Below are 21,866 nucleotides of genomic sequence, written 5' to 3'. Positions count from 1 at the left end.
ATTGTAATGGAATCGTGTGAAATTAATATCAAGACTCTTCCCGTTTTTTTTGAATGTTGTAAAGTTGATATTCGGTCTGTTTTTTAATTCAATATTAGTTTTAATTGATGTAAATTTTTTCAAAAAATAGCGTATAATGGTTTTTAAATTAAGGTATTTTTTTAGGCTACGAGATCAGTAGTTGATAACAAAGTATGTAAAAGGTGAGGATGAGCACTACTAATATACACAGTCCGACTTTTTTTAATAGACTTATGAGGTTAAAAGGATCATTGCTTTCGTTGGAATTCATTGTTAAGTTTTTCATTTTGTTTAAGTAAGTCATAAATACAAATTTATACAAAGGGAACACTTTGAGTATAGGTATTTTTACGTGATTTAATTAGGCAGAAGGTTTTGGTACTTCATTTAAAAGTTAAATTATACTCGTTTGAACCGCTTAGTTTCTATCTTTGAGTTATATAAAGTACTAAAATATGATTAAAAAATTCTTGTGTCTATTTATCTGTCTACTATCAATCTCAACAAAGGCTTCTTTTATTTTGGTTCCAATGGATGAAACTACACAGGAAAATCATCTTAAAGCTTATGGAATTACTTTTTGGTGTTTAGAAAATAATTACAAAGCAAGCTGGTTACTCAATTATCGTGGTGGCTCATTTTTATTACCTGATGCTAATGAAATAAGAAAAGAATGTCAGATTAGAGGGGTTAGTTTTGAAGTTATTACTGATGGTGAGCAATTGATAATCTTAAATGAAATCGCAAGTCCCTCTCAGAATATGGAAACAGTGGTACTGGAAAAAGCACCTAAAATTGCAGTGTATACTCCCCAAGGAAAACAACCGTGGGATGATGCTGTGACTTTAGTTTTAACGTATGCTGAAATTCCTTTTACCCCAATTTATGATGAGGAAGTCCTAAGCGATCAACTGCTGCTATACGATTGGGTGCACTTGCATCATGAAGATTTTACGGGGCAATATGGGAAGTTTTATGGGGCTTATAAAAATACGCCTTGGTACATCGAGCAAAAGAAAGAGGCAGAAATACAGGCAACCAGATTAGGATATGTTAAAGTTTCTCAGGAGAAAGGAGCTGTCGCAAAAAAAATAAGAGATTTTGTAATTGGAGGTGGATTTATGTTTGCGATGTGCTCTGCAACAGATAGTTTTGATATCGCTTTAGCAGCCGATGGACTCGATATTTGTGAGGCCATGTTTGATGGCGATGCCAGTGAAGGAAATTATCAATCGAAGATGAATTTCAATAATTCGTTTGCTTTTAAAAATTTTACTTTGGAGCGAAAACCGGAACAATATGAATTTTCGGATATTGATATGACTTCGAAAAGAAGAATCTCAATGGAGAAAGATTATTTTACTTTAATGGAATTTTCGGCAAAATGGGATCCAATTCCAAGCATGTTAAGCCAAAATCACACGCAACTGGTAAAAGGTTTCATGGGGCAAACCACAGCATTTGATTCCGCTTTAATAAAATCAAATGTACTAATTATTGGAGCTTGTGAACTAAATGGAGAAGCACGTTACATTCATGGTCAAAAAGGAAAGGGAATGTTCACTTTTTATGGGGGTCATGATCCGGAGGATTTTCAGCATCAAGTGGGAGATCCGCCCACGGTTTTGGATTTGCATCCTAATTCGCCTGGTTATCGCTTGATTTTAAATAATGTACTTTTTCCTGCTGCGAGAAAGAAAAAGTTAAAAACGTAGTATAACACAAAAGCCAATCGTAATCGATAGGCTTTTGTGTTTTTAGCCCTGATGGCAGTGACATCCTTTCTTTGCCTTTTTAGGCAGAGAAAGATATAACGGACACAGGATTAGCTTCTGGAAAAATTACACGATTCCGTGTTCGTTTTCTTTATCTAAATATTCCTGTACGATATCAATTGCATTGGTTACTACGTCGCTTAATGCAGTAATGAAGCTGCCTTCTTCGGCACAATTTATGGCGTGTTTTATCGCCTCAGTTTCTTTAGGGATAATTTCATAGGTTACTGTTTTGCCGGAACTATTAATACCATCAAGTATTAAATTAATGATTTCGTCTTCGGTTCTTCCTCTCAGGTATTTTTCTTGTCTGATGATAATATGATCAAACATTCGCGCTGCAATATTGGCACATTCTCTTATGTCTTCATCACGTCTGTCACCTACACCAGCAATTATACCAATTTTTTTGGTAGCATCAACACTTTGAAGGTATTCCTCAACTCCCTTATAACCGGATGCATTATGAGCAAAGTCAATAAGTACTTTGAATTTTTTGAACTCAAAAATATTCATACGACCTGGAGTTTGTGCTGCACTTGGGATAAAAGTTTGTAACGACAAGCTGATATCTTCTGTTTTGAATCCCCATAAGTAACTCGCTAGAGTTGCCGCAAGTACATTAGCAATCATAAATTTTGCTTTACCGCCCATAGTTAAAGGAACGTGAGTGGCGCGTTCGATTCGGATTTTCCATTCTCCTTTTTTGATAGTTATATATCCATTTTCATAGACTGCAACGGTTTTCCCTTCCGCACTAAGCTTTTTGATAAATTCGCTATCTTCGTTTAAACTAAAATAGGCAACATTACAATTTAGATCTTGACCGAGTTTTACACAGTGTTCATCATCACCGTTCAAAACAGCCCACCCATTTTTCTTAATACTTTTGACCACAGTAGCTTTAACTCTAGCCAGATCGTCTAAAGTATGAATATCACTTAATCCCAAATGATCTTCCTGAATATTAGTGATAATTCCAATATCGCAACGGCTAAAACCCAAGCCGGAACGAAGAATTCCACCTCTGGCAGTTTCTAAAACTGCAAATTCTACTGTTGGGTCTCTCAAAATATATTCTGCGCTCAGAGGTCCGGTTGTATCTCCTTTTTCCATCATATGATTTTGAATATAAATCCCATCAGATGTGGTGAATCCCACCTTGAAACCATTATTTTTCACAATATGTGCCAATAATCGGGTAGTGGTGGTTTTACCATTAGTCCCAGTTACAGCAATTATTGGAATACGACACGATTTCCCCGGAGGATATAACATGTCAATTACTGGCGCAGCAACGTTTCTAGGTAAGCCTTCTGAAGGGGCCAGATGCATTCTAAAACCGGGAGCTGCGTTGACTTCCAGAATTACTCCACCATTTTCTTTTAACGGTTGTGTTAAATTCTCGGCCATAATGTCAACACCGCAAACATCGAGTCCAATTACTCTTGAAATTCTTTCAGCAAGGAAAATATTTTCTGGGTGCATCATATCGGTAACATCTACAGAAGTTCCACCGGTACTTAAATTGGCTGTAGATTTCAAAAACACAATTTCTCCGGTTCTAGGAATACTTTGCAATGTATAATTTAGTTTTTCCAATAAATCTTCGGTGTCTCGGTCCACATCTATTTGAGTGAGCACATTTTCATGCCCGTAACCTCTTCTTGGATCTAAGTTGGTAGTATCAATTAATTGCTGAATATTGTCCGTTCCGTTTCCTATTACGTGAGCAGGAACTCTTTTTGCGGCAGCAACTAATTTATTATCGATGACCAAAATTCTGAAATCGAAACCGGTTATGAATTTCTCTACGATAACACGTTTGCCATATTCCTGTGCAAAAGCTAAGCCGGAAACGGCATCTTCCCAATTGGTGACATTAATGGAAGCGCCTTTCCCGTGATTACCTCCCAAAGGTTTTAACACAATAGGATATCCAATTTTTTTTATTACTTCCGTTAGACTATCTTCATCAACACAAATGCTTCCGCTAGCCACAGGGATGGAGGCCATCTCCAACATTTTTTTGGTTTGTTCTTTGTTACAGGCAATATCTACGGCAATACTGCTGGTCTTACAGGTAATTGTAGCTTGAAAGCGCATTTGATTAACACCATATCCAAGTTGAACTAAAGAATTTGTACCGAGTCGTATCCAAGGAATATCTCTTGAAACAGCTTCTTCTACTATACTTCCTGTGCTTGGACCAAGGCGAACGCGTTCACGTATTTCACGCATTTTCTGCAAGTCGGCTTCCACATTATATTCTGTTCCGGCAATTAATGCTTCGGCGATAGCAACTGAGGATTCTGCTGCAAAAAGCCCAACATTTTCTTCAGTATAGCTGAAAACGACATTATAAGTACCAGGAGTTTTAGTTTCTCGGGTTCTCCCAAAACCAGTTTCCATTCCAGCAAGAGATTGAATTTCCAGTGCAATATGTTCAATAACATGACCCATCCAGGTTCCGCGTTCTACTCTGGAAAAAAATCCACCACGACAGCCTTCAGAACAACGGTGTTCAATCATGGAAGGGAACATAGCTTCAATACGCATTCTAAATCCGTCTATTTTGTTAGTAGGAAATTGTTCCATTTCTTCTAAATCCAAACGCATTTGGATTAATTTCTTTCTTTGAATACTCCAGATATTTGGACCACGCAGGGCTTGTATTTTAATTATTTTCATAAAAATTAGAAGATTATTTTTTGTGTAAAAAATAGTTTAATACTAAGGCTTAATTTTATTTTTAGCCAATATTGATCGGGATAAAAAATTAAATTAAAATCAAATAATTCAATCTAAAATAAGATACAATGGAACTAAAGTAAAGTTTTTAGAATAGGAATCAAAATTTATTCTTTTAAAATTAATGAACATGGTTTGTGTGCAATTATTGAAAAAAAAATACAAGTTCAAAGTATCTTTTTATCTTTTTGGTTATTTTTGCCAGATGAATATACTAGGAAAACTAATAATTATAGGTGGTGCAGTAGATAAAGGGAGTTTTAGTGAAACTAATTTGGACAAGAATGCTACTAGCAATTTAAATTTTTTTGAAACAGGGATTTTAAGAAGGATACTAAATGAATCTAAACACAAAGAGAAATCACGCATAGAGGTCATTACAACGGCCTCTGTTATTCCAAGAGAAATAGGTCCTGAATATGTTAAGGCTTTTGAACATTTGAATGCTAAAAACGTAGCTATTTTACATATTGAAAGAAGAGAGCAAGCAGCAGAGGAAGAAGTATTGACCAGATTAAAAGCAGCGGATATTGTTATGTTTACTGGGGGCGATCAATTGCGATTGACCTCTATTTTAGGAGGAACTTTGTTTCATGATATTTTATTGGATAAATACCATAATGAAGAATTTATTTATGCAGGTACTTCTGCTGGAGCCGCCGCCGCCTCTAATAATATGATTTATCAAGGAAGTAGTTCTGAAGCTTTATTGAAAGGCGAAGTGAAAATTTCGAGCGGATTGGGATTAATAGATGGCGTTATTATCGATACTCATTTTGTACAACGTGGCAGAATTGGAAGACTTTTTCAAGCAGTTGTAGGGAATCCCAGAGTATTGGGAATAGGGCTTGGAGAAGATACAGGCTTGTTGATTACCAATAATAATGAAATGGAAGCGATAGGCTCTGGCTTAGTTATTTTGGTTGATGGTCGTGAAATAAAAGATACAAATTTGACAAAAGTAGAATTAGGGCAACCCATCTCCATCTCCCATTTGGTAACTCATGTCATGAGTAAATTTGACACTTATAATCTTGAAACGCATAAAATGCGGATTGAATCTTCTCATTATTTGTAGAACTGTGGTATAAATTAAAATGCTTTGATCGATTATGAAACTAATTATACATGGTGGTTTTTTCTCAGAATCATCCACCAGCAATGAAACAAAAGCTCACAAACAAAACGCTTTAGAACGAATTGTGAAAGACTCCTATGAATTTTTAAAAACGCACTCGGCTTTAGAAACTGTTGTCTATGCTGTTTCTCTTTTGGAAGATGATGAATTGTTTAATGCGGGAATTGGTTCCCAAATACAAAGTGACGGAAAAATTAGGATGAGTGCTGCTGTTATGGATGGCGAAAGTCAGAAAATGAGCGGAGTCATCAATATTGAAGAGGTTAAAAATCCAGTTCAGGTTGCGCACTTATTGATGCAATATGACGATAGAGTATTGGGTGGAAACGGAGCAACTAATTTTGCACGAGAACATGGTTTTGAATCTTTTTCAACTGAAATTAAACAACGCAGAGATGAATATACAGCAAAATTGAAATCAGTAGGGATAGGAACTGTTGGTTGTGTTGCTTTAGACCATAGCGGAAAAATTGCAGCAGCAACTTCAACTGGGGGAAAGGGATTCGAAATTCCTGGTCGTATTTCTGATTCAGCTACTGTAGCCGGTAATTATGCCAATGCATTTTGTGGTGTAAGTTTAACCGGAGTTGGAGAAGATATTGTGAGTAATGCTACGGCAGCAAAAATAGTAACTCGGGTTACTGATGGATTTACTCTTAAAGAGGCTTTTAGCAAAACCTTTACCGAATTAAAACAGTATGATGGCTTTGCAGGTGCAATATCCATTGATTTTCAGGGGAATATTTTTCATCAGGATTCTCATCCTTCGATGGTTTTTGCCAGTTTTGATGGCAATAAATTTGAAGTTTTTAATTAAATCTTTATTTCTTTTAAATCGATACTTTTAAACGCATTAATTTAAAAAAAATTCGAACCAAATGGGAACATGATCAGATACGGTTCTAGCCCTTTTTAACGAACTGAAATTTTTGTAAAAAAGAATTATTCCAGAATTGAGGGTTCTGACTTTTGAAGATTTGTAATATATATTGTCAAATTCTGAGGCAAGGCAGTCATCAGTTTTACATTCTTTTTTCAGTGAGGTTTTTTGATTAACTAAAATGGACTGAAACCCCATTTTTTTCAAAGGATTAAAAACGGTGTGCGATTGAGGACAATTAAAATCCCCTGCAAAAATTAAGTTTAGAGTTGGATATTCATCGGGTAAAAACTTAAAATATTTAATTTCGGTTTCGGGTTGTCTTTTTTTTGTAATAGCATGAAAATTTACTGCTGTAAACTGTTTGTTATCATATTGAAATGTGCAAAAATACGGTTCCCGTTCTATCTCTAAGTGGTATTTTTTTTCAAGCCATGCCTTTCCAATCTTTTTTATTTTACTCGTCTTCCAAAGATAGGCATATCGTTCCGTTTTATAGACGTTTCCGCTGGTTGGGCTACTAATAGCATAATCCCATTTCGTTCCTTTACGATTGAGTTCCGCGGCTAATCTAGCTACAGCTTGAGTACCGCCACGACCCGCTACAACCTCTTGAATAGCAATAATATCATACCTATCAAGCGTGTTGGCGATATAGTTTATTGTTTCTTTGGTTTTAGAATTCCCCATGTTTTCAATATTCCAGGAAAGAAGCCTGATTTGGGCAAAAATGCAGAGTGGAATAAATAGGAATAAGAGCAAATAAAAAAATTTCAATTTATTCAAGTTGGTAAATATTGCAAGATGTAAAGGTCAAAAAAATCACACTTCTTATAAGTAAATTAACTATACAATAGTACTATTTATTTTTTACATAAATAATAAACTAAATAAATAATACAGATTACACCTATTGTAATAACGGCTATATGTGTAGAAAATAATAGATTAAATTTTAAAGGAAGTACGAATTTCATTGCTCGTTTTTTTAATGGTATAAAACTATTCTACTACAAAAGGTATTGGCTTTTTATTCTTAGAAGGAAGCAAAAATTTATTTTAGTTTGGTTCCAGATAGTATAGTACGATTTTTAGAATACATAATTTTTCCCTTCTTATTTCTTGAAGATCGTGTTATTGGATTTTTATTTTTGAAAGCATCAGAAGAGTTTTTAATGTTTTTTTTGGGATTAAATTTTCGGGATGCTTTAATTAGATCTTCTTGTGAATCAAATTTTTTATTATTTTGAAGAGTTATAAAAATAGTATTTTCTTTGTTTATTGGATTGTTTTTATATTTAAGTTTTGTTGGGTATGCGAAAAGTATGATCAAGAATACTACGCCTAATAAAACAGTTATTCTCATTGTGTAAGTATATGTATTCAAAACTGTATTCAATATTTTTCAATTGGATTCTGAACTTTTATTTATTAAATTTTTAATTGTATAAGTGTATTTCTTTAAAGAGATTGGCTGTAATTTTGAAATATCCAATTAACAATTTAAATGGAGAACATGAAAAAGAGTAATTAAAAAACAGAAGGCAAAATTGGATGGAAATCTATTCATTATGCATAAATATTATAATAGATAGGTTTAAATTAGTTGAACGTTTTGATTTTTTTAAATTTTTATCCAATTACTGGCAATCCAGTCTAATAATTGGGCTCTGTATACTTCATTCTCTAATGAGGAATGCTGTAAAAACCCTTCCACTTTTTGAAAACTTGCTTTTGTTTTGGGAACTTTATATTTTTTTAGGAACTCATTACAGAAATGGATTACCTCAAATTCTTCTGTTTTATCAACATACAATTGGTCCAGAATTTCAATATTATCTGGATTGTTGACTAAATCAATTGTTTGTGAATATCCTGTAAATGCTAAGTCTTCTCTAGTGAAATTTGCCATTTTTTATACTCTTAAAGTTATTGAATACAAACCTAACTTCTTTAAGAATGATATCTTTACGGGAAACCGTAAAAGCATCTTTTATTTTAAATATAATTTAAGAAAGATTAGGGGTTTCAATTAAAAAGTCAAATATTGGTTAAAACGAAATAGTGAAAAACTACAAGAATTAAAATTTTGGTTTAGTATTTTTATCTTTTAAAGTAATGGAAGAATTAGACTAATCCGAGGTCTTTAGTAATGGCTATAAGATGCACATTATTCGTAGCTTTGAAGTATACTTTTAGTTTATTAATGCGTTTTTCTAAACTGCTGCTCCCATTAGGAATGATTCTGGAATCTTTAAATTCAAATGAAATCTCGTCCAGAGTGAATCCTTTAGATAAGGACTTTAAAAGCGCAATATCATAGGCTTCAATTTCTATGAGCGATTTGTCTTTCATGGCATGATTGATTTCGGAAGTTAATTTGATTTCTTCATTGTTGTAAACATGATCAATGGCTTTTTTGAGTTCTGGAATACTGTCTCTGCCTTTAGATATGTAGGCGTTTATTCCTAAATTATTGAAGAGTGATTTTACTCTAAAAGATTTGTCTTCAATAGAAAATACAATTATCTTGATCTCTGGTTGTACTTTTCTTGCAGCTTCAATAAGTTCTTCACCAGAATTTAGTCTATTCTCACGATGGTCTTTTTTAAATGACAGATCGCTGATTAGTAAGTCATACGGAACCCCATCATACAGAGCTTTTTTAATTTTCAAAAAAGCATCATCACAATATTTAGAATGGTGAATCTCTGTAATAGAAAGGTCTTCCAGCGCTTGGACAACGGCAATACTGATACTGTCTAGATCTTCGGCAACTAAAACTTTATGAAACATAAGCATTTGTGTTATATTGGAAAAATAAATTGGATTTTAAATCCTGTATTGGATTTCGTATCAAAAGTAATGGTTCCTTTTATAGCACGAATACGGTTTTCCACATTTAGGAGTCCATTCTTTGAATTTAATTCATTATTTCCTATTCCAATTCCATTATCAGTGTAATCGATTTGCAATTTATTTTTATTTTCTTTAAATGTTAGCACTACTAAACTGCATTTACTATGCTTTTTCATATTTACAAGTAATTCTTGAAGTACGCGATAAACAATAATTTTTTTATGATTTTCCAAAGTTGACCAAGTTATAGTGTCGATACCAATGGTTAATACATTGACCATATCAGTATTAAATCCAGACATCATTTCTTTCAAGTGAGAAAGAAATAAAGATCCCGTTTCTATTGTGTTGTTTTCTCTGGAGATATTTCGAGTTCTGGAATAGATACCATCCAGATTAGTTAGTAATATTTCTTTATTTTGGCTCTCTGATAAATCTTTTGTTTCAGCAAAAGCGATACTTTGGTATATATCATTTGCTAATTCATCATGAAGTCTTTTTGCAATTCGAATCTCCGTATTGTAAGTTGCTTTTGTTTTCTCTTTATTATTCTTTGCCACAAGGAGATTAGAGATGAAAAGACTTATTAAAATTATTGTCCCAACTACACCATAAAACAGTAAATTTCTATTTTGCTCTTTTTCTTCCTGTAGTATTTTTTGAGCTTTTAGTTTTAAATTTTCCTCTTTTTCTTTTGTGGAATCGTACCTGATTTTTGCAAATTGATTTTTTGCTTTTTGTCGTATTTTATTTATACTATCATTGATTTGCAGATAGAGAAGAGAGAATTTTTTTGATTGGTTTACAGGTGTATTTTTTATCAGTAACTCCAAGCATTGTAAACGGTCATCAACACTATTTAGCGTAGTTGCTTTTTCATATGCCAAATGAGCATAAGTATCGGATAGAGCTGGATTTTTTTCTTTATAAAAATTTGATAAATGATAATAACTTGAAATCATTCCAAAGTGATCCTTAATTTGTGTCTTTATTTTTAAACCTTTGTTAAAATAGTAAAGTCCGAGTGCATTTTCGGATTTATCATACGCTTCACCTATATTATCGATTATGTTTGCAAATGTTTGGGAATGATTTATTACTTCTTTTTTTTTAATTAAAGGTAAAAGAATTTTTAAAGCTTGTTGATAGTCGCCTTTTTCTATGTGTATTAAGGCAATATTGTTTGTAATACTAGCTTTGTCAATTTGGTCTGTTTTTAAATTTAATGCTTTATTGAAATAATACAATGCATTTGTAAAGTCGGAAGTATATAAATAATTATTTCCAAGAGCGTTATATATATTCCACCTGCCATTGGGGAAATTTTTAGTATTTTCTAAAAAGGGTAGTGCTTCAACAGCGGTCGCTTCACTGCTGCTATAATCTCCTAAAACCCTTTCTATTTGGGCTAACCATGCTAATGAATGAATAATTCGAGAGGTATCTTTTTTTAAATCGGAGTTGAATTTCGCTCGGTTAAAATAATAGTAGGAACTATCAAATTTTCCATTTTCATATTGTAGATGTCCAAGTTCAATAAGTCTATCAATTTCAACTGTACTGTGTTTTTTTATGATAGTATTCTCCTCCCTTTTTTTACAGGATTGAAGCAGTAAGAAGGTGGTTGATAATAAAAACCAAAAGATTAAATGTGTTTTTTTTGAAGCCATCTTTCGAAATTACAGAAATTAATTTGATATATTGGAAGTTTTTGAGTGCTATATTTTTTATTTTTAGACACAAAAAAACCCCAATCTTACGACTGAGGTTTTCTATATAAGTAAGTAATGTAAATTGAGTTGATAAAAAACGTTTATTTTACTTTATTAAGTACTGCTTTGAAAGCTTCTGGGTGATTCATTGCTAAATCAGCAAGAACTTTACGGTTCAATTCGATTCCGTTAGCTTTTACTTTACCCATAAATTGTGAATAAGACATTCCTTCCAATCTAGCTCCAGCGTTGATACGTTGGATCCATAAAGCACGGAAATTTCTTTTATTCACTTTTCTGTCACGGTAAGCGTAGCACATTGCTTTCTCTACCGCATTCTTAGCAACTGTCCAAACGTTTTTACGTCTACCAAAGAAACCTTTGGCTTGCTTCATTATTTTTTTTCTTCTTGCTCTTTTAGCAACTGAATTTACCGATCTTGGCATAATTTTGATGTGTTTTTGTAGCAGGCGGCTTGAATTGAATCAAAAGCACTTAATGGCCATACTCCAAGGTTATTTTAAATTGTTTTAACCTAAAGATTATTTAGTCAAAAGTATTCAAAGTTGAATTTCGAAAGTTTTTTAAGACCTTTGACTTTGCAACTTTAAGCCTTAATTAAATAATTCTTAATTGTTGTTTGATGCTTTTCATATCTGTTTTGTGAACTAGCGCAGAGTGTGTCAATGCTAATTTACGTTTTTTAGATTTTTTAGTCAAGATATGACTTTTAAAAGCATGCTTTCTTTTAATCTTTCCAGAACCAGTAACTTTAAAACGTTTCTTGGCGCTAGATTTGGTTTTCATTTTAGGCATTTTTTCCTAGTATTTTAATTTATTCTTACTTACTTATCTTTGGTCTAAAGTATGAATGTCTAAAGTATGATTGTCAGTAGCTGGCTTTCTTACTTTAAGACTTTTGACTTTAAGACTTATTTCTTTTTCTTAGGAGCAATGAACATAATCATTCTCTTTCCTTCAAGAACAGGCATTGCTTCTACTTTACCAAATTCTTCCAGATCTGTGGCTAATCTCAATAATAAGATTTGACCTTGATCTTTATAAATGATTGAACGTCCTTTAAAAAATACAAAAGCTTTCAATTTTGCACCTTCTTTTAAGAATTTTTCCGCATTCTTTCTTTTAAACTCATAATCATGCTCATCTGTTTGGGGCCCAAAACGAATCTCTTTAACGACTACTTGTGTAGATTTCGCTTTCAGGATTTTATCACGTTTCTTTTGCTCGTAAACAAATTTCTTGTAATCCATTATTTTACAAACTGGAGGCTCCGCATTAGGAGATATCTCTACTAAATCCAGTTCGAATTGATCCGCTAATCTTAAAGCTTCCGAAAGTTTAAAAACTCCTGGTTCAATATTCTCACCTACAAGTCTTACTTCTTGTACACCACGAATAAGATTATTTATTCTATGTGCATCCTTTTTTTCTACGCGAGGTTGATAACCTCTGTTGCTTCTTATTGCTATGACTTTATAATTTAAGTTAAACTGTAAATACTTTTAATGTTTTGTTGATTTCTTCATTTACAATAGCAACAAATTCTTCTATTGTAACGGTGATATTTCCTTTTCCTTCTTGTCCATGACGACGGATAGAGATTGTACCATTTTTCTCCTCTTCCTCACCTACAATCAACATAAACGGTGTTTTTTGCATTTCGGCATCTCTGATTTTCTTCCCGATTGTCTCGTTTCTATTGTCTACCAGGGCGCGAATTTCGTGATTTTCTAGCAAATTTAAAACTTTTTTCGCATATATTTCATATTTCTCGCTCAAAGACAATATTATAGCTTGTTCTGGCATCAACCATAGCGGGAAATTTCCTGCAGTATGCTCTAATAAAATAGCGATAAATCGTTCCATGGATCCAAAAGGCGCACGGTGAATCATCACAGGTCTGTGTAATTCGTTATCAGATCCTTTATAGGTCAAGTCAAAACGTTCCGGTAGGTTATAATCCACTTGAATCGTTCCTAATTGCCATTGTCTTCCCAAAGCATCTTTTACCATAAAATCCAATTTTGGACCATAAAAAGCAGCTTCTCCATATTCAACTACGGTGTTCAAGCCTTTGTCTGCAGCAGCATTTATAATTGCATTTTCTGCTTTTTCCCAATTTTCGTCAGAACCAATATATTTATCTCTATTTTCTTTGTCTCTTAAAGATATTTGAGCGGTAAAATTTTCAAAACCTAATGAGCCAAAAACATACAACACCAAATCGATTACTTTCTTAAACTCTTCATCGAGTTGTTCTGGAGTACAAAAAATATGTGCATCATCTTGTGTAAAACCTCTTACACGAGTTAAGCCGTGTAATTCTCCACTTTGTTCGTATCGGTATACGGTACCAAATTCAGCATAACGCTTTGGTAAATCTTTGTACGACCAAGGACGTACATTATAAATTTCACAGTGATGAGGGCAGTTCATCGGTTTTAGCAAAAACTCTTCTCCTTCTGCAGGTGTAGTGATTGGTTGAAAACTATCTGCACCGTATTTCGCATAATGTCCTGAAGTTACATACAGTTCTTTTTGACCAATATGTGGGGTTATTACTTGCTCATATCCGCCTTTTTTTTGTGCTTTTTTCAAAAACTGTTCTAATCGATCTCTTAAAGCGGCTCCTTTTGGCAACCATAAAGGTAAACCTGCACCAACTTTTTGTGAAAAAGCAAATAATTCTAATTCTTTGCCTAATTTTCTATGATCACGACGCTTTGCCTCTTCTAGTAAGAGAAGGTATTCTGTCAGCTCTTTTTGTTTTGGAAATGAGGTTCCGTAAACACGGGTCAGTTGTTTGTTTTTTTCATCACCACGCCAGTATGCACCGGCTACACTCATGATTTTCATCGCTTTGATTATTCCAGTATTTGGAATATGACCACCACGACACAAATCAGTGAAAGTAGAATGATCACAAAATGTAATGGTACCATCCTCAAGATTCGAAATCAATTCGGTTTTATAAACGTTGTCTTTATATAATTCTAAAGCTGCTGCTTTAGAAACTGGGCGTAATTTAAATTCATGTTTTTCTCTTGAAATTTCAAGAACCCGATCTTCAATCTTCTTGAAGTCAGCATCCGTGATTTTTTGATCTTCAAAATCTACATCGTAATAAAATCCATTTGAAATCGCTGGTCCAAGAGTTAATTTTATTCCGGGATACATTTCTTCAAGAACTTGCGCCATGACGTGCGAAGTAGAGTGCCAGAATGCTTTCTTTCCATCGGCATCATTCCAGGTGTATAATGTAAGACTTCCGTCCGTCGTCAAAGGAGTTGTTGTTTCCACAGTTGTACCATTAAAAGAAGCCGAAATTACATTTCTGGCAAATCCTTCACTAATGCTTTTAGCAACATCCATGGGAGTTACTTCTGGAGCAAATTCTCTAATTGACCCGTCGGGCAAAGTAATCTTAATCATTGTTTGATATTTTAAGAATGCAAATATAGACCATTACAAAAACACAAACAATATATATGTAAGGTTTGTTAGTCTAAACAGTATAATCTAAAGCGTTTAATTAGAATCAATGTTTTTTGAAAAATAATTCTCAGTATAGTGCATAAATTATAACCAACGATTCCCTAAATAAAGGATCTTAGGTTTCAATACTATTCAATAAATAGTTCATGTATCCAATGCTGTTGAATTCAAAACTATAAATCTATTTTTTTTAGTTCTTTGTAATTGGCATACAAACGGCGTAATAAAATTCCATACAATACTCTGTAAAACAACCAGAATGCTCCTATAAAAACGATACTTGTAACAATTAAGAAACCTACTGTAATAGCCATGACTTTGGTATTTGCGTCAATTTGGCTCTTTAATGCATTCATTTCAGGATTATATGCAAATGCAATTACAAATCCAATAATCAAACTTAAAATTAGCATAGCTAAATTGTACCAAACATAATATTGAACCGTTCTGCGGGTTTTGAGGATATCTTGCATCAGTTGTTTGGTGGCAGCGGTGGTCGAAATCAAAATGTAATTTTTATAAAACAAATAAATAAAAATCAATATTACTGCATAATTAAAATAGGTCAATACTTCAAAATATGGAATTAATTCAACATGATTTATTCTCTTCAAATACTCATCTGAGTTGAAACAAACACTAAGGCAAGTCCAAAACAAAACCTCTAAAACGCTGATAATCAATATCCATTTTACTATCGAAGATGATTTTTTATGGATCATTTTGTAGATCTCAATTTCCGATACTTGGTCAAAAGAATTATCATTCTTCTGCCAGTCTTTTTTTAATAAATCCAGCTCTTTCATATTCCTAATGGATTTAATATTTTTTTTAATTTCCCTTTTATTCTATTCATTTTAACCCGGGCATTTACTTCGCTAATTCCTAATGTTTCTGATATTTCATGATAATCTTTATCTTCGAGATACATAAATATTAATGCTTTTTCAATGTCATTCAGCTGATAGACTGCATTGTACATTAGTTTTAATTGTTCCTCCTCTTCATAGTCATATTCTACATCATTCAGGAAATGGTGTCGTCCTTCAAACTCGATAGTATTTATGGATCGTTTTGTTTTTCGATACAAAGTAATAGCAGTGTTTAAAGCGACGCGGTAGGCCCAAGTAGAAAACTTACTGTCGCCTCTAAATTTTGGAAAAGCCTTCCACAGCTGAATTGTGATTTCCTGAAACAAATCTTTGTGTGCATCTTCACCATTAGTATACAACCTACAAATCTTGTGGATTATATTCTGATTTTCCTGCAGCTGCTTTACAAAAGAATGTTCTAGATTATCACTCATATATACGTTAGTAAGTCAATACGGGTTTTTGTTACACGGTAGGATCTTTTTTAGTAGCACAAATTTTCTATTCATCAAAAAGACTCGTCTCGCTGTTCATTTCAATCTTTATTTTCTGAGAAAATAAAAAAAATAAAGGATTTCCAATGCCATCGGGGCTAATTTACGCCTTTTGTTCTGGTAATATGTATTCCAAAAAACAAAAATTTCGATACTATTTGATGAAATGTAAAATTAAAAACATTGTATCTTTGATTGTTTGCAACTTTGAAATTTCCAAAAAAATGAACATCCCAAATTCAACTTTACCCAGAATAGTAATTATAGGCGGTGGTTTTGCAGGAATTGCATTGGCCAAAAAATTAAAAAATAAAAAAGTTCAGGTTGTTCTTTTAGACAAACACAATTACCATACTTTTCAACCCTTGTTATACCAAGTGGCTACTGGAGGATTAGAGGCGGGTTCTATAGCTTATCCCATCCGTAAAGTAATTCAGGAATATGATGATGTCTATTTTCGGCTTACTAACGTTCAGGAAATTGATACCAAAAACCAAAAAGTAATTGCCGAAATAGGCGAATTAAGTTATGATTATCTGGTAATTGCTACGGGTTCTAAAACCAATTATTTTGGAAATAAAGAGATTGAGCGAAATAGTATGGCTATGAAAACCATACCGCAATCGCTGAACATTAGAAGCCTTATCCTTGAAAATTTTGAACAAGCAGTTCTCACCACAGATGTTGTTGAACAAAATAGTCTGATTAATTTTGTACTTGTAGGTGGTGGCCCAACAGGAGTAGAGCTTTCAGGGGCTTTAGCCGAAATGAAAAAAGCCATTCTGCAAAAAGATTACCCTGACCTTGATATTGCCAAAATGGAAATCAATCTCATTCAAAGTGGGGATAGAATCCTAAATACGATGAGCGAGGCATCTTCACAAGCCGCAGAAAATTTTTTAACTAATTTAGGCGTGAAAATTTGGAAAAACGTCCGTGTCACTAATTATGATGGACGCACCATAACCACAAACTCCGATTTAACTTTTGAAACGGCTACCGTTATCTGGACTGCAGGAGTCCAAGGTGCTCTTGTTGCAGGATTGGATGCAAAAGCACTGGTTGAAAAAGTAGAACGTATTCGGGTAAACGCATTCAATCAAGTAATAGGATACGATAACATTTTTGCCGTAGGTGATATCGCATCGATGGAAACTGAAATTTATCCAGAAGGACATCCCATGATGGCGCAACCCGCAATGCAGCAAGGAGAATTATTGGGTGAAAACTTAATTAAGTTAATAAAAAAACAACCTATGGACCCTTTCGAATACAATGACAAAGGTTCGATGGCAACTATAGGAAGGAACAAAGCCGTTGTTGATTTGCCGAAGTATCATTTCAGTGGTGTTTTTGCCTGGTTTGTCTGGATGTTTGTCCACTTATTTTCACTGATAGGATTCAAAAATAAGGCCGTCGTTTTCTTGAATTGGGTGTACAACTACATTCGATTTGACCGAGAAGGAAGATTAATTATCAGGCCCTACAAGAAGAAAAGTTTCATGACATTTACGAGTGATGAAGTGTAATTGGCAAAAACTATAAAGTCAAATGTAGAAAGTTTTTATAGTAGATTGTTATTTTACTATAAGACTTTTGACTTTTAAACTTTAGGATTAAAAATCTTTTTCCTTATAATAATTTACCATTAAATTCACGAATTTACTATAGCCTTCTATACCGTCTTTTTGTTGGTTGACTTTTAAAAATTGATCATAAAAAGCATGGAAACCCTTGTCGATAATCGTATCGTATTGCTTCCAGAATTCCTCACTTTCCTTGTAGTTTTTCAAGATTCCGGGATGAACGGTTTGTAGCAGTTGTTTGAAAATTGTCTCGTCCCGAGCCTGCCAATTTCCTAAACAATAACGCAAAGCCATACTGTATCCAGAATATTGAATGTAGATATTGTCATTTTTTATTGAAGCTAAAAATCCAATAAAATTGCATTCGCTTTCGCTGGCATAGCCTATTTGGTGCGCCATTTCATGGTTAGTTGTCATGGGGAAGCTATACATCGGTCCTAGATAATTGACTTGGGCTTCATTGGTAAACGGATTCAAATAGCCTCCAAAACCCATGTAGGTCAGAGGTAAACTGAGGAGTGATTTCTTTGTGCTCAACTTGGAGTATGAAAAATAAGGGTAATCTGCAGCTAGGTTTTTGTATCCATTCAGACTCATTTTGAAAGCCTGTTCTTGCGAGTAAGGGAACACTACTTTTAAACGCTCATTTTTTGTGATTTGAGTTTGAATTGCATTGGTTTTACTAATTATTTTTTGAGTGAAAGTCAATAAATCTGCATCCGAATATTCTTTTTGAATATCCATTTTTTCAAAAAGTGGCTGGCGGTAATAGTTGAAAGCCCATAGCGAATGAAATAAAAAATAAAATACGGAAATACAACTTAAAATGGATAAAACAGACGTTTTCCATTCGGATCTCCATGTTTTTCGTTTGTTCCAAAACCATTTAATAATCAAAAAAATAATAATAAAATAAAGGCAATCCCCTACAGAAAAAGGAATTCTCCCTAAAAGAGTTCTTGAAAATTTAGAAAGTATTGGATATAGCCCATTGCTGTATAAGTGTTCTACTTGTTGTGGGAAATAAGGCAGAATCTGTAAAATTATTATTTGGGCCAATAGAAAAAAGGAAAGAAAATATTTTGTTCTCACAGGATGAATTTTGATGTCGTAAATATAATTACAATATCAATTAGTATCGATAAAGAAATTAAACTTTGTAACTTTGAGCTTTGTAAATGTAAACCTCAAATAAAAATAAATGAGTCAAGAAATAAGAAATCTGGAACCTAAAGCACTTTGGAATAAGTTTGCCGATTTGAATGCTGTACCTCGTCCTTCCAAAAAAGAAGAGCGTGTGATTGAGTTCATGAAAAATTTTGGGAACAGTCTTGGATTGGAAACTTTTGAAGATGAAATTCGCAACGTAATTATCCGCAAACCGGCTACTGCTGGAATGGAAAACCGAAAGCCGATTGTTCTTCAAGGGCATTTGGATATGGTGCATCAAAAAAACTCAGATACCATTTTTGATTTTGATACCCAAGGGATTGACATGTATGTCGATGGTGACTGGGTTCGTGCCAGAGGTACTACTCTTGGTGCGGATAACGGGCTTGGAGTTGCCGCAATTATGGCAGTTTTAGAAAGTACTGATATTCCGCATCCTGCTATCGAAGCTTTGTTTACTATTGATGAAGAAACGGGAATGACGGGTGCTTTGAATTTAAAAGGAGGAATTCTTCAAGGGCAAATTCTTTTGAACTTAGACACGGAAGAAGATGATGAAATCGATATTGGTTGTGCAGGAGGAATTGATGTGACGGCAACTGCAGAGTATGATGAAGACGAAACTCCGGAAGGTTCAGTAGGGTATACGATTACAGTAAAAGGATTGAAAGGCGGTCATTCAGGAATGGATATTCATAAAGGTTTAGGCAATGCCAATAAAATCATGAACCGATTATTATTTGATGGTTTTGATAATTTTGGTTTGCAAATCTCCGAAATAAAAGGAGGAAGTTTGCGTAATGCAATTCCGCGTGAAAGTGAAGCTAAAGTAATTATCGCCCAAGTGTACGACGAAGCTTTTGTTTTTGATATGCAACAGATTGTAAACGAAATCAAGACAGAGTTTAAAACAATGGAACCTACTTTGGAAGTTGTTTTTCAAAAAACGGAAACCCTACCTGCTAAAGTAATGCCTTCTATTGCTCAGTTTTACTTTGTGAGAGCTATGTATACGGCACATAATGGTGTGTATAGGATGAGTGCAGATTTGGAGGACTTAGTAGAGACTTCAAATAATATTGCCAAAGTAAGTATAGGGGCAGGAAAGCTTTCGGTACAATGTTTAACGCGTTCGTCTGTTGAAACGTCAAAATTTGATCTTGCAAATGCCTTGCGATCTGCTTTCGAATTAATGGGTTGTGAAGTAGAATTTTCCGGTTCTTATCTTGGATGGACACCAAACTCAAACTCAGAGATTTTAGATGTTTTGGTAGGGATATACGAAAAACAAAATAATGAAAAACCAAAAGTAGTGGCGTGTCATGCAGGACTAGAATGTGGTATTTTGGGAACTAATTACCCTGAAATGGATATGATTTCTTTTGGGCCAACAATTCATGGCGCACATTCGCCTGATGAAAGAGCTAGTATTTCCTCTTCACAAAAATTTTGGAAATTTGTATTAGAGATTTTAGCTAATATACCAGTGAAGTAAAATTTATTGTTCAAGATAAAAAAAATAGTGTTCAGTATCAAAAATACTGAACACTATACTTTAGATACTAAGTACGAGTTTTTAGTCTCTTTTCGGACTATTTTTTTTGTCTCTTTTTTCTTCTTTCTTTTCTTTTGCCGTTTTTAAAGGCTCTTTCTTAGCTGTTTTCTTCGCGTCTTGACTTTTTGCCATGATATGGATATTTAAATTTTGGTTGTATGTTTTTGATAGTAGTAAATGTAAAAAATATTTTTGATTTGTTTTAAATATTATATCAAAAAATCCCCATCAATGATTAATAATTCGGTGCCTTGGGTTGAAAGGGAGCGGTGTGAACTCAAATTATCAGACACTACATAAGTCATTCCTTTTGATAATTGAATTTGTTCCCCACTTTCAAGTTCGCTACTGAAAGCTCCTTCAAGACAATGCACAATATGTCCTTTTTGACACCAATGGTCAGCTAAATAACCATTAGAGTAAATCACTTTACGTATCCGAAGTCCGCCAATTTGAAACGTTTGCCAATGTGCGGTCCCCGTGTCTCCGTTGTGTTCCGTTTTTTCGATTGTATCCCAATTAATGGTTTGGAAAGGTATAGTAGACATAGTTTTTATTTATTTATTTATTCTTTTATTTAATTCCCATTAGAATTCAAAGCTAACACCTTTAAAATTAAAATTCCCCAACTGCTTTTAGGAATTGGGGAATGCTTTAATGTGTTGAAAAGAGTAATCATAAAGCAATAGCTTTTTATTTTTTCTTTAAAACCTTATATTCTTCATAGCAACCACTTATGGCATCCATAATTTGTAAGTCGTTAGCTGTTTTTATAAAAGATTCAGAGTAGTTGCAGCGTTGTAAAATTTCAGCAATCTCATTTTTATCTACACCCAAAAGCACGGATATGGTTTCTCTGTCAAATTTAGATTCTAAAAGATTCCGTACCGTGTCATCTTTCTTCATTTCTTTCAGTTTCTTGAGCTCTTTTGGATTTTTACCAAAAAAATTATAAAGTACATCTGCGGGATTAAAGATGGAACCAAGAACTCTTCCAAACGCATTAGGAGAATATTCACCTGCCTCATATCCTTGAGTTAATCCGGAAATGCTATACCTGAAATTTTCTCTTACGGGTATGATTTTAGTGTCTACTTCTAAATAGCCTGTTAAGTTAAAGGGACGGATTACTACTTCTTCAAGTGCTATGGCTTTTTCGGTAAGCTGTATTTTAGTGCTTTTATTTTTGATCCAGTCATTAGTAACTCGAATACGTAACGATTGAAATCCCAGACTCGTTACATGTAAGGTGTCATTGAGTTGTACATCTATTACAAAATATCCTCTAGAATCAGTAGTTGCGCCTCTAACTTTATTAATATTAATAATGTTGACGCTAGTTATGGGTTCTTTGGTTGTGTTGCTAATGATGATACCATTAACTTTTTGGGAGGGTTCTTTAACTTGCGCAAATGCGGTTGCAGAAAATAGTAAAAAAAAGAAAACTACAAAATATTTCATAAACTGATTTAAAACTTTAAAAGTAATAAAAGTGTATTAGATATTTTGTAGTTTCAATATAATTATAAGAAAATTA

The 21,866-nt window shown here is 33.7% G+C and carries 20 protein-coding genes; 5 read left to right on the top strand and 15 right to left on the bottom strand.

Going from position 1 to position 21,866, the window contains the following annotated elements; translation table 11 throughout:
* The first annotated feature begins 551 nt into the window (after window positions 1-551).
* Window positions 552-1,736, top strand: coding sequence for an asparagine synthetase B (locus AC0608_RS00195; protein ID WP_478287701.1), 1,185 nt, complete (start codon window positions 552-554; stop codon window positions 1,734-1,736).
* Window positions 1,737-1,862: 126 nt separating this feature from the next.
* On the opposite strand, the gene cphA is transcribed toward AC0608_RS00195, so the two are convergent.
* The gene (gene cphA, locus AC0608_RS00190) at window positions 1,863-4,487 is read right to left on the bottom strand and encodes a cyanophycin synthetase (RefSeq protein ID WP_478287700.1); all 2,625 of its coding nucleotides are present in this window, start codon (window positions 4,485-4,487) and stop codon (window positions 1,863-1,865) included.
* 265 nt (window positions 4,488-4,752) lie between these two features.
* On the opposite strand from cphA, the gene AC0608_RS00185 reads away from it, so the two are divergent.
* A complete protein-coding gene (locus AC0608_RS00185; protein WP_417958254.1) occupies window positions 4,753-5,625 on the top strand; it encodes a cyanophycinase in 873 nt (290 codons plus the stop codon).
* Window positions 5,626-5,659: 34 nt separating this feature from the next.
* A complete protein-coding gene (locus AC0608_RS00180; RefSeq protein ID WP_478287699.1) occupies window positions 5,660-6,502 on the top strand; it encodes an isoaspartyl peptidase/L-asparaginase in 843 nt (280 codons plus the stop codon).
* A 36-nt stretch (window positions 6,503-6,538) separates the two neighbouring features.
* Here AC0608_RS00180 and AC0608_RS00175 read toward each other — a convergent pair whose 3' ends face one another.
* The 11 genes from AC0608_RS00175 to AC0608_RS00125 all read right to left on the bottom strand — a co-directional run bounded on the left by AC0608_RS00175 (window position 6,539) and on the right by AC0608_RS00125 (window position 15,958).
* The gene (locus tag AC0608_RS00175) at window positions 6,539-7,342 is read right to left on the bottom strand and encodes an endonuclease/exonuclease/phosphatase family protein (RefSeq protein ID WP_478287698.1); all 804 of its coding nucleotides are present in this window, start codon (window positions 7,340-7,342) and stop codon (window positions 6,539-6,541) included.
* Window positions 7,343-7,619: 277 nt separating this feature from the next.
* Window positions 7,620-7,931 (bottom strand): hypothetical protein, encoded by a 312-nt coding sequence (locus AC0608_RS00170; RefSeq protein WP_478287697.1) that lies wholly within the window; start codon window positions 7,929-7,931, stop codon window positions 7,620-7,622.
* 258 nt (window positions 7,932-8,189) lie between these two features.
* Window positions 8,190-8,477 carry a hypothetical protein gene (locus AC0608_RS00165; RefSeq protein WP_417989403.1) on the bottom strand — a complete coding sequence of 96 codons (288 nt, stop codon included), beginning with the start codon at window positions 8,475-8,477 and terminating at the stop codon, window positions 8,190-8,192.
* 215 nt (window positions 8,478-8,692) lie between these two features.
* On the bottom strand, window positions 8,693-9,361 hold the full coding sequence (locus tag AC0608_RS00160; protein WP_417958248.1) for a DNA-binding transcriptional response regulator: 669 nt from the start codon (window positions 9,359-9,361) through the stop codon (window positions 8,693-8,695).
* An 11-nt stretch (window positions 9,362-9,372) separates the two neighbouring features.
* Window positions 9,373-11,094: a tetratricopeptide repeat-containing sensor histidine kinase gene (locus tag AC0608_RS00155; RefSeq protein WP_417958247.1), complete on the bottom strand. Its 1,722-nt coding sequence runs from the start codon at window positions 11,092-11,094 to the stop codon at window positions 9,373-9,375.
* 143 nt (window positions 11,095-11,237) lie between these two features.
* Window positions 11,238-11,582: a 50S ribosomal protein L20 gene (gene rplT / locus AC0608_RS00150; protein WP_035633036.1), complete on the bottom strand. Its 345-nt coding sequence runs from the start codon at window positions 11,580-11,582 to the stop codon at window positions 11,238-11,240.
* 172 nt (window positions 11,583-11,754) lie between these two features.
* Window positions 11,755-11,952 carry a 50S ribosomal protein L35 gene (gene rpmI / locus AC0608_RS00145; protein WP_022827375.1) on the bottom strand — a complete coding sequence of 66 codons (198 nt, stop codon included), beginning with the start codon at window positions 11,950-11,952 and terminating at the stop codon, window positions 11,755-11,757.
* 116 nt (window positions 11,953-12,068) lie between these two features.
* Complete coding sequence (gene infC / locus AC0608_RS00140; RefSeq protein WP_379852977.1) at window positions 12,069-12,626, bottom strand: translation initiation factor IF-3; 558 nt, start codon at window positions 12,624-12,626, stop codon at window positions 12,069-12,071.
* A gap of 16 nt (window positions 12,627-12,642) precedes the next feature.
* Window positions 12,643-14,589 carry a threonine--tRNA ligase gene (gene thrS, locus AC0608_RS00135; protein ID WP_417958246.1) on the bottom strand — a complete coding sequence of 649 codons (1,947 nt, stop codon included), beginning with the start codon at window positions 14,587-14,589 and terminating at the stop codon, window positions 12,643-12,645.
* A gap of 236 nt (window positions 14,590-14,825) precedes the next feature.
* Window positions 14,826-15,458, bottom strand: a complete 633-nt coding sequence (locus AC0608_RS00130; RefSeq protein WP_417958245.1) for a DUF8845 family protein — start codon at window positions 15,456-15,458, stop codon at window positions 14,826-14,828.
* Window positions 15,455-15,958 carry an RNA polymerase sigma factor gene (locus AC0608_RS00125; protein ID WP_417958244.1) on the bottom strand — a complete coding sequence of 168 codons (504 nt, stop codon included), beginning with the start codon at window positions 15,956-15,958 and terminating at the stop codon, window positions 15,455-15,457. Before AC0608_RS00125 ends, AC0608_RS00130 begins: the two co-directional genes overlap by 4 nt.
* Before the next feature lie 284 nt (window positions 15,959-16,242).
* On the opposite strand from AC0608_RS00125, the gene AC0608_RS00120 reads away from it, so the two are divergent.
* Window positions 16,243-17,547 (top strand): NAD(P)/FAD-dependent oxidoreductase, encoded by a 1,305-nt coding sequence (locus AC0608_RS00120; protein WP_478287696.1) that lies wholly within the window; start codon window positions 16,243-16,245, stop codon window positions 17,545-17,547.
* A gap of 87 nt (window positions 17,548-17,634) precedes the next feature.
* Here AC0608_RS00120 and AC0608_RS00115 read toward each other — a convergent pair whose 3' ends face one another.
* Complete coding sequence (locus AC0608_RS00115; protein ID WP_478287695.1) at window positions 17,635-18,696, bottom strand: DUF3810 domain-containing protein; 1,062 nt, start codon at window positions 18,694-18,696, stop codon at window positions 17,635-17,637.
* 109 nt (window positions 18,697-18,805) lie between these two features.
* On the opposite strand from AC0608_RS00115, the gene AC0608_RS00110 reads away from it, so the two are divergent.
* Complete coding sequence (locus AC0608_RS00110; protein ID WP_478287694.1) at window positions 18,806-20,269, top strand: aminoacyl-histidine dipeptidase; 1,464 nt, start codon at window positions 18,806-18,808, stop codon at window positions 20,267-20,269.
* Window positions 20,270-20,538: 269 nt separating this feature from the next.
* Here AC0608_RS00110 and AC0608_RS00105 read toward each other — a convergent pair whose 3' ends face one another.
* Both AC0608_RS00105 and AC0608_RS00100 read right to left on the bottom strand, forming a co-directional pair.
* Window positions 20,539-20,877, bottom strand: a complete 339-nt coding sequence (locus tag AC0608_RS00105) for a DHCW motif cupin fold protein (protein ID WP_478287693.1) — start codon at window positions 20,875-20,877, stop codon at window positions 20,539-20,541.
* A gap of 145 nt (window positions 20,878-21,022) precedes the next feature.
* Window positions 21,023-21,790, bottom strand: coding sequence for a carboxypeptidase-like regulatory domain-containing protein (locus AC0608_RS00100; RefSeq protein ID WP_417958236.1), 768 nt, complete (start codon window positions 21,788-21,790; stop codon window positions 21,023-21,025).
* Between the last annotated feature and the right edge of the window lie 76 nt (window positions 21,791-21,866).

Source organism: Flavobacterium sp. GNP008 (assembly GCF_056428965.1).
This window is presented reverse-complemented; position numbering and strand designations above follow the sequence as displayed.

Coding starts and splice junctions, on each gene's coding strand:
- rplT (WP_035633036.1), bottom strand. CDS start 11,582: ATGCCAAGATCGGTAAATTCAGTTGCTAAAAGAGCAAGAAGAAAAAAA.
- AC0608_RS00180 (WP_478287699.1), top strand. CDS start 5,660: ATGAAACTAATTATACATGGTGGTTTTTTCTCAGAATCATCCACCAGC.
- AC0608_RS00125 (WP_417958244.1), bottom strand. CDS start 15,958: ATGAGTGATAATCTAGAACATTCTTTTGTAAAGCAGCTGCAGGAAAAT.
- AC0608_RS00170 (WP_478287697.1), bottom strand. CDS start 7,931: ATGAGAATAACTGTTTTATTAGGCGTAGTATTCTTGATCATACTTTTC.
- AC0608_RS00105 (WP_478287693.1), bottom strand. CDS start 20,877: ATGTCTACTATACCTTTCCAAACCATTAATTGGGATACAATCGAAAAA.
- AC0608_RS00100 (WP_417958236.1), bottom strand. CDS start 21,790: ATGAAATATTTTGTAGTTTTCTTTTTTTTACTATTTTCTGCAACCGCA.
- AC0608_RS00185 (WP_417958254.1), top strand. CDS start 4,753: ATGAATATACTAGGAAAACTAATAATTATAGGTGGTGCAGTAGATAAA.
- AC0608_RS00160 (WP_417958248.1), bottom strand. CDS start 9,361: ATGTTTCATAAAGTTTTAGTTGCCGAAGATCTAGACAGTATCAGTATT.
- rpmI (WP_022827375.1), bottom strand. CDS start 11,952: ATGCCTAAAATGAAAACCAAATCTAGCGCCAAGAAACGTTTTAAAGTT.
- AC0608_RS00195 (WP_478287701.1), top strand. CDS start 552: ATGGATGAAACTACACAGGAAAATCATCTTAAAGCTTATGGAATTACT.
- cphA (WP_478287700.1), bottom strand. CDS start 4,487: ATGAAAATAATTAAAATACAAGCCCTGCGTGGTCCAAATATCTGGAGT.
- AC0608_RS00155 (WP_417958247.1), bottom strand. CDS start 11,094: ATGGCTTCAAAAAAAACACATTTAATCTTTTGGTTTTTATTATCAACC.
- AC0608_RS00130 (WP_417958245.1), bottom strand. CDS start 15,458: ATGAAAGAGCTGGATTTATTAAAAAAAGACTGGCAGAAGAATGATAAT.
- AC0608_RS00120 (WP_478287696.1), top strand. CDS start 16,243: ATGAACATCCCAAATTCAACTTTACCCAGAATAGTAATTATAGGCGGT.
- AC0608_RS00110 (WP_478287694.1), top strand. CDS start 18,806: ATGAGTCAAGAAATAAGAAATCTGGAACCTAAAGCACTTTGGAATAAG.
- AC0608_RS00165 (WP_417989403.1), bottom strand. CDS start 8,477: ATGGCAAATTTCACTAGAGAAGACTTAGCATTTACAGGATATTCACAA.
- thrS (WP_417958246.1), bottom strand. CDS start 14,589: ATGATTAAGATTACTTTGCCCGACGGGTCAATTAGAGAATTTGCTCCA.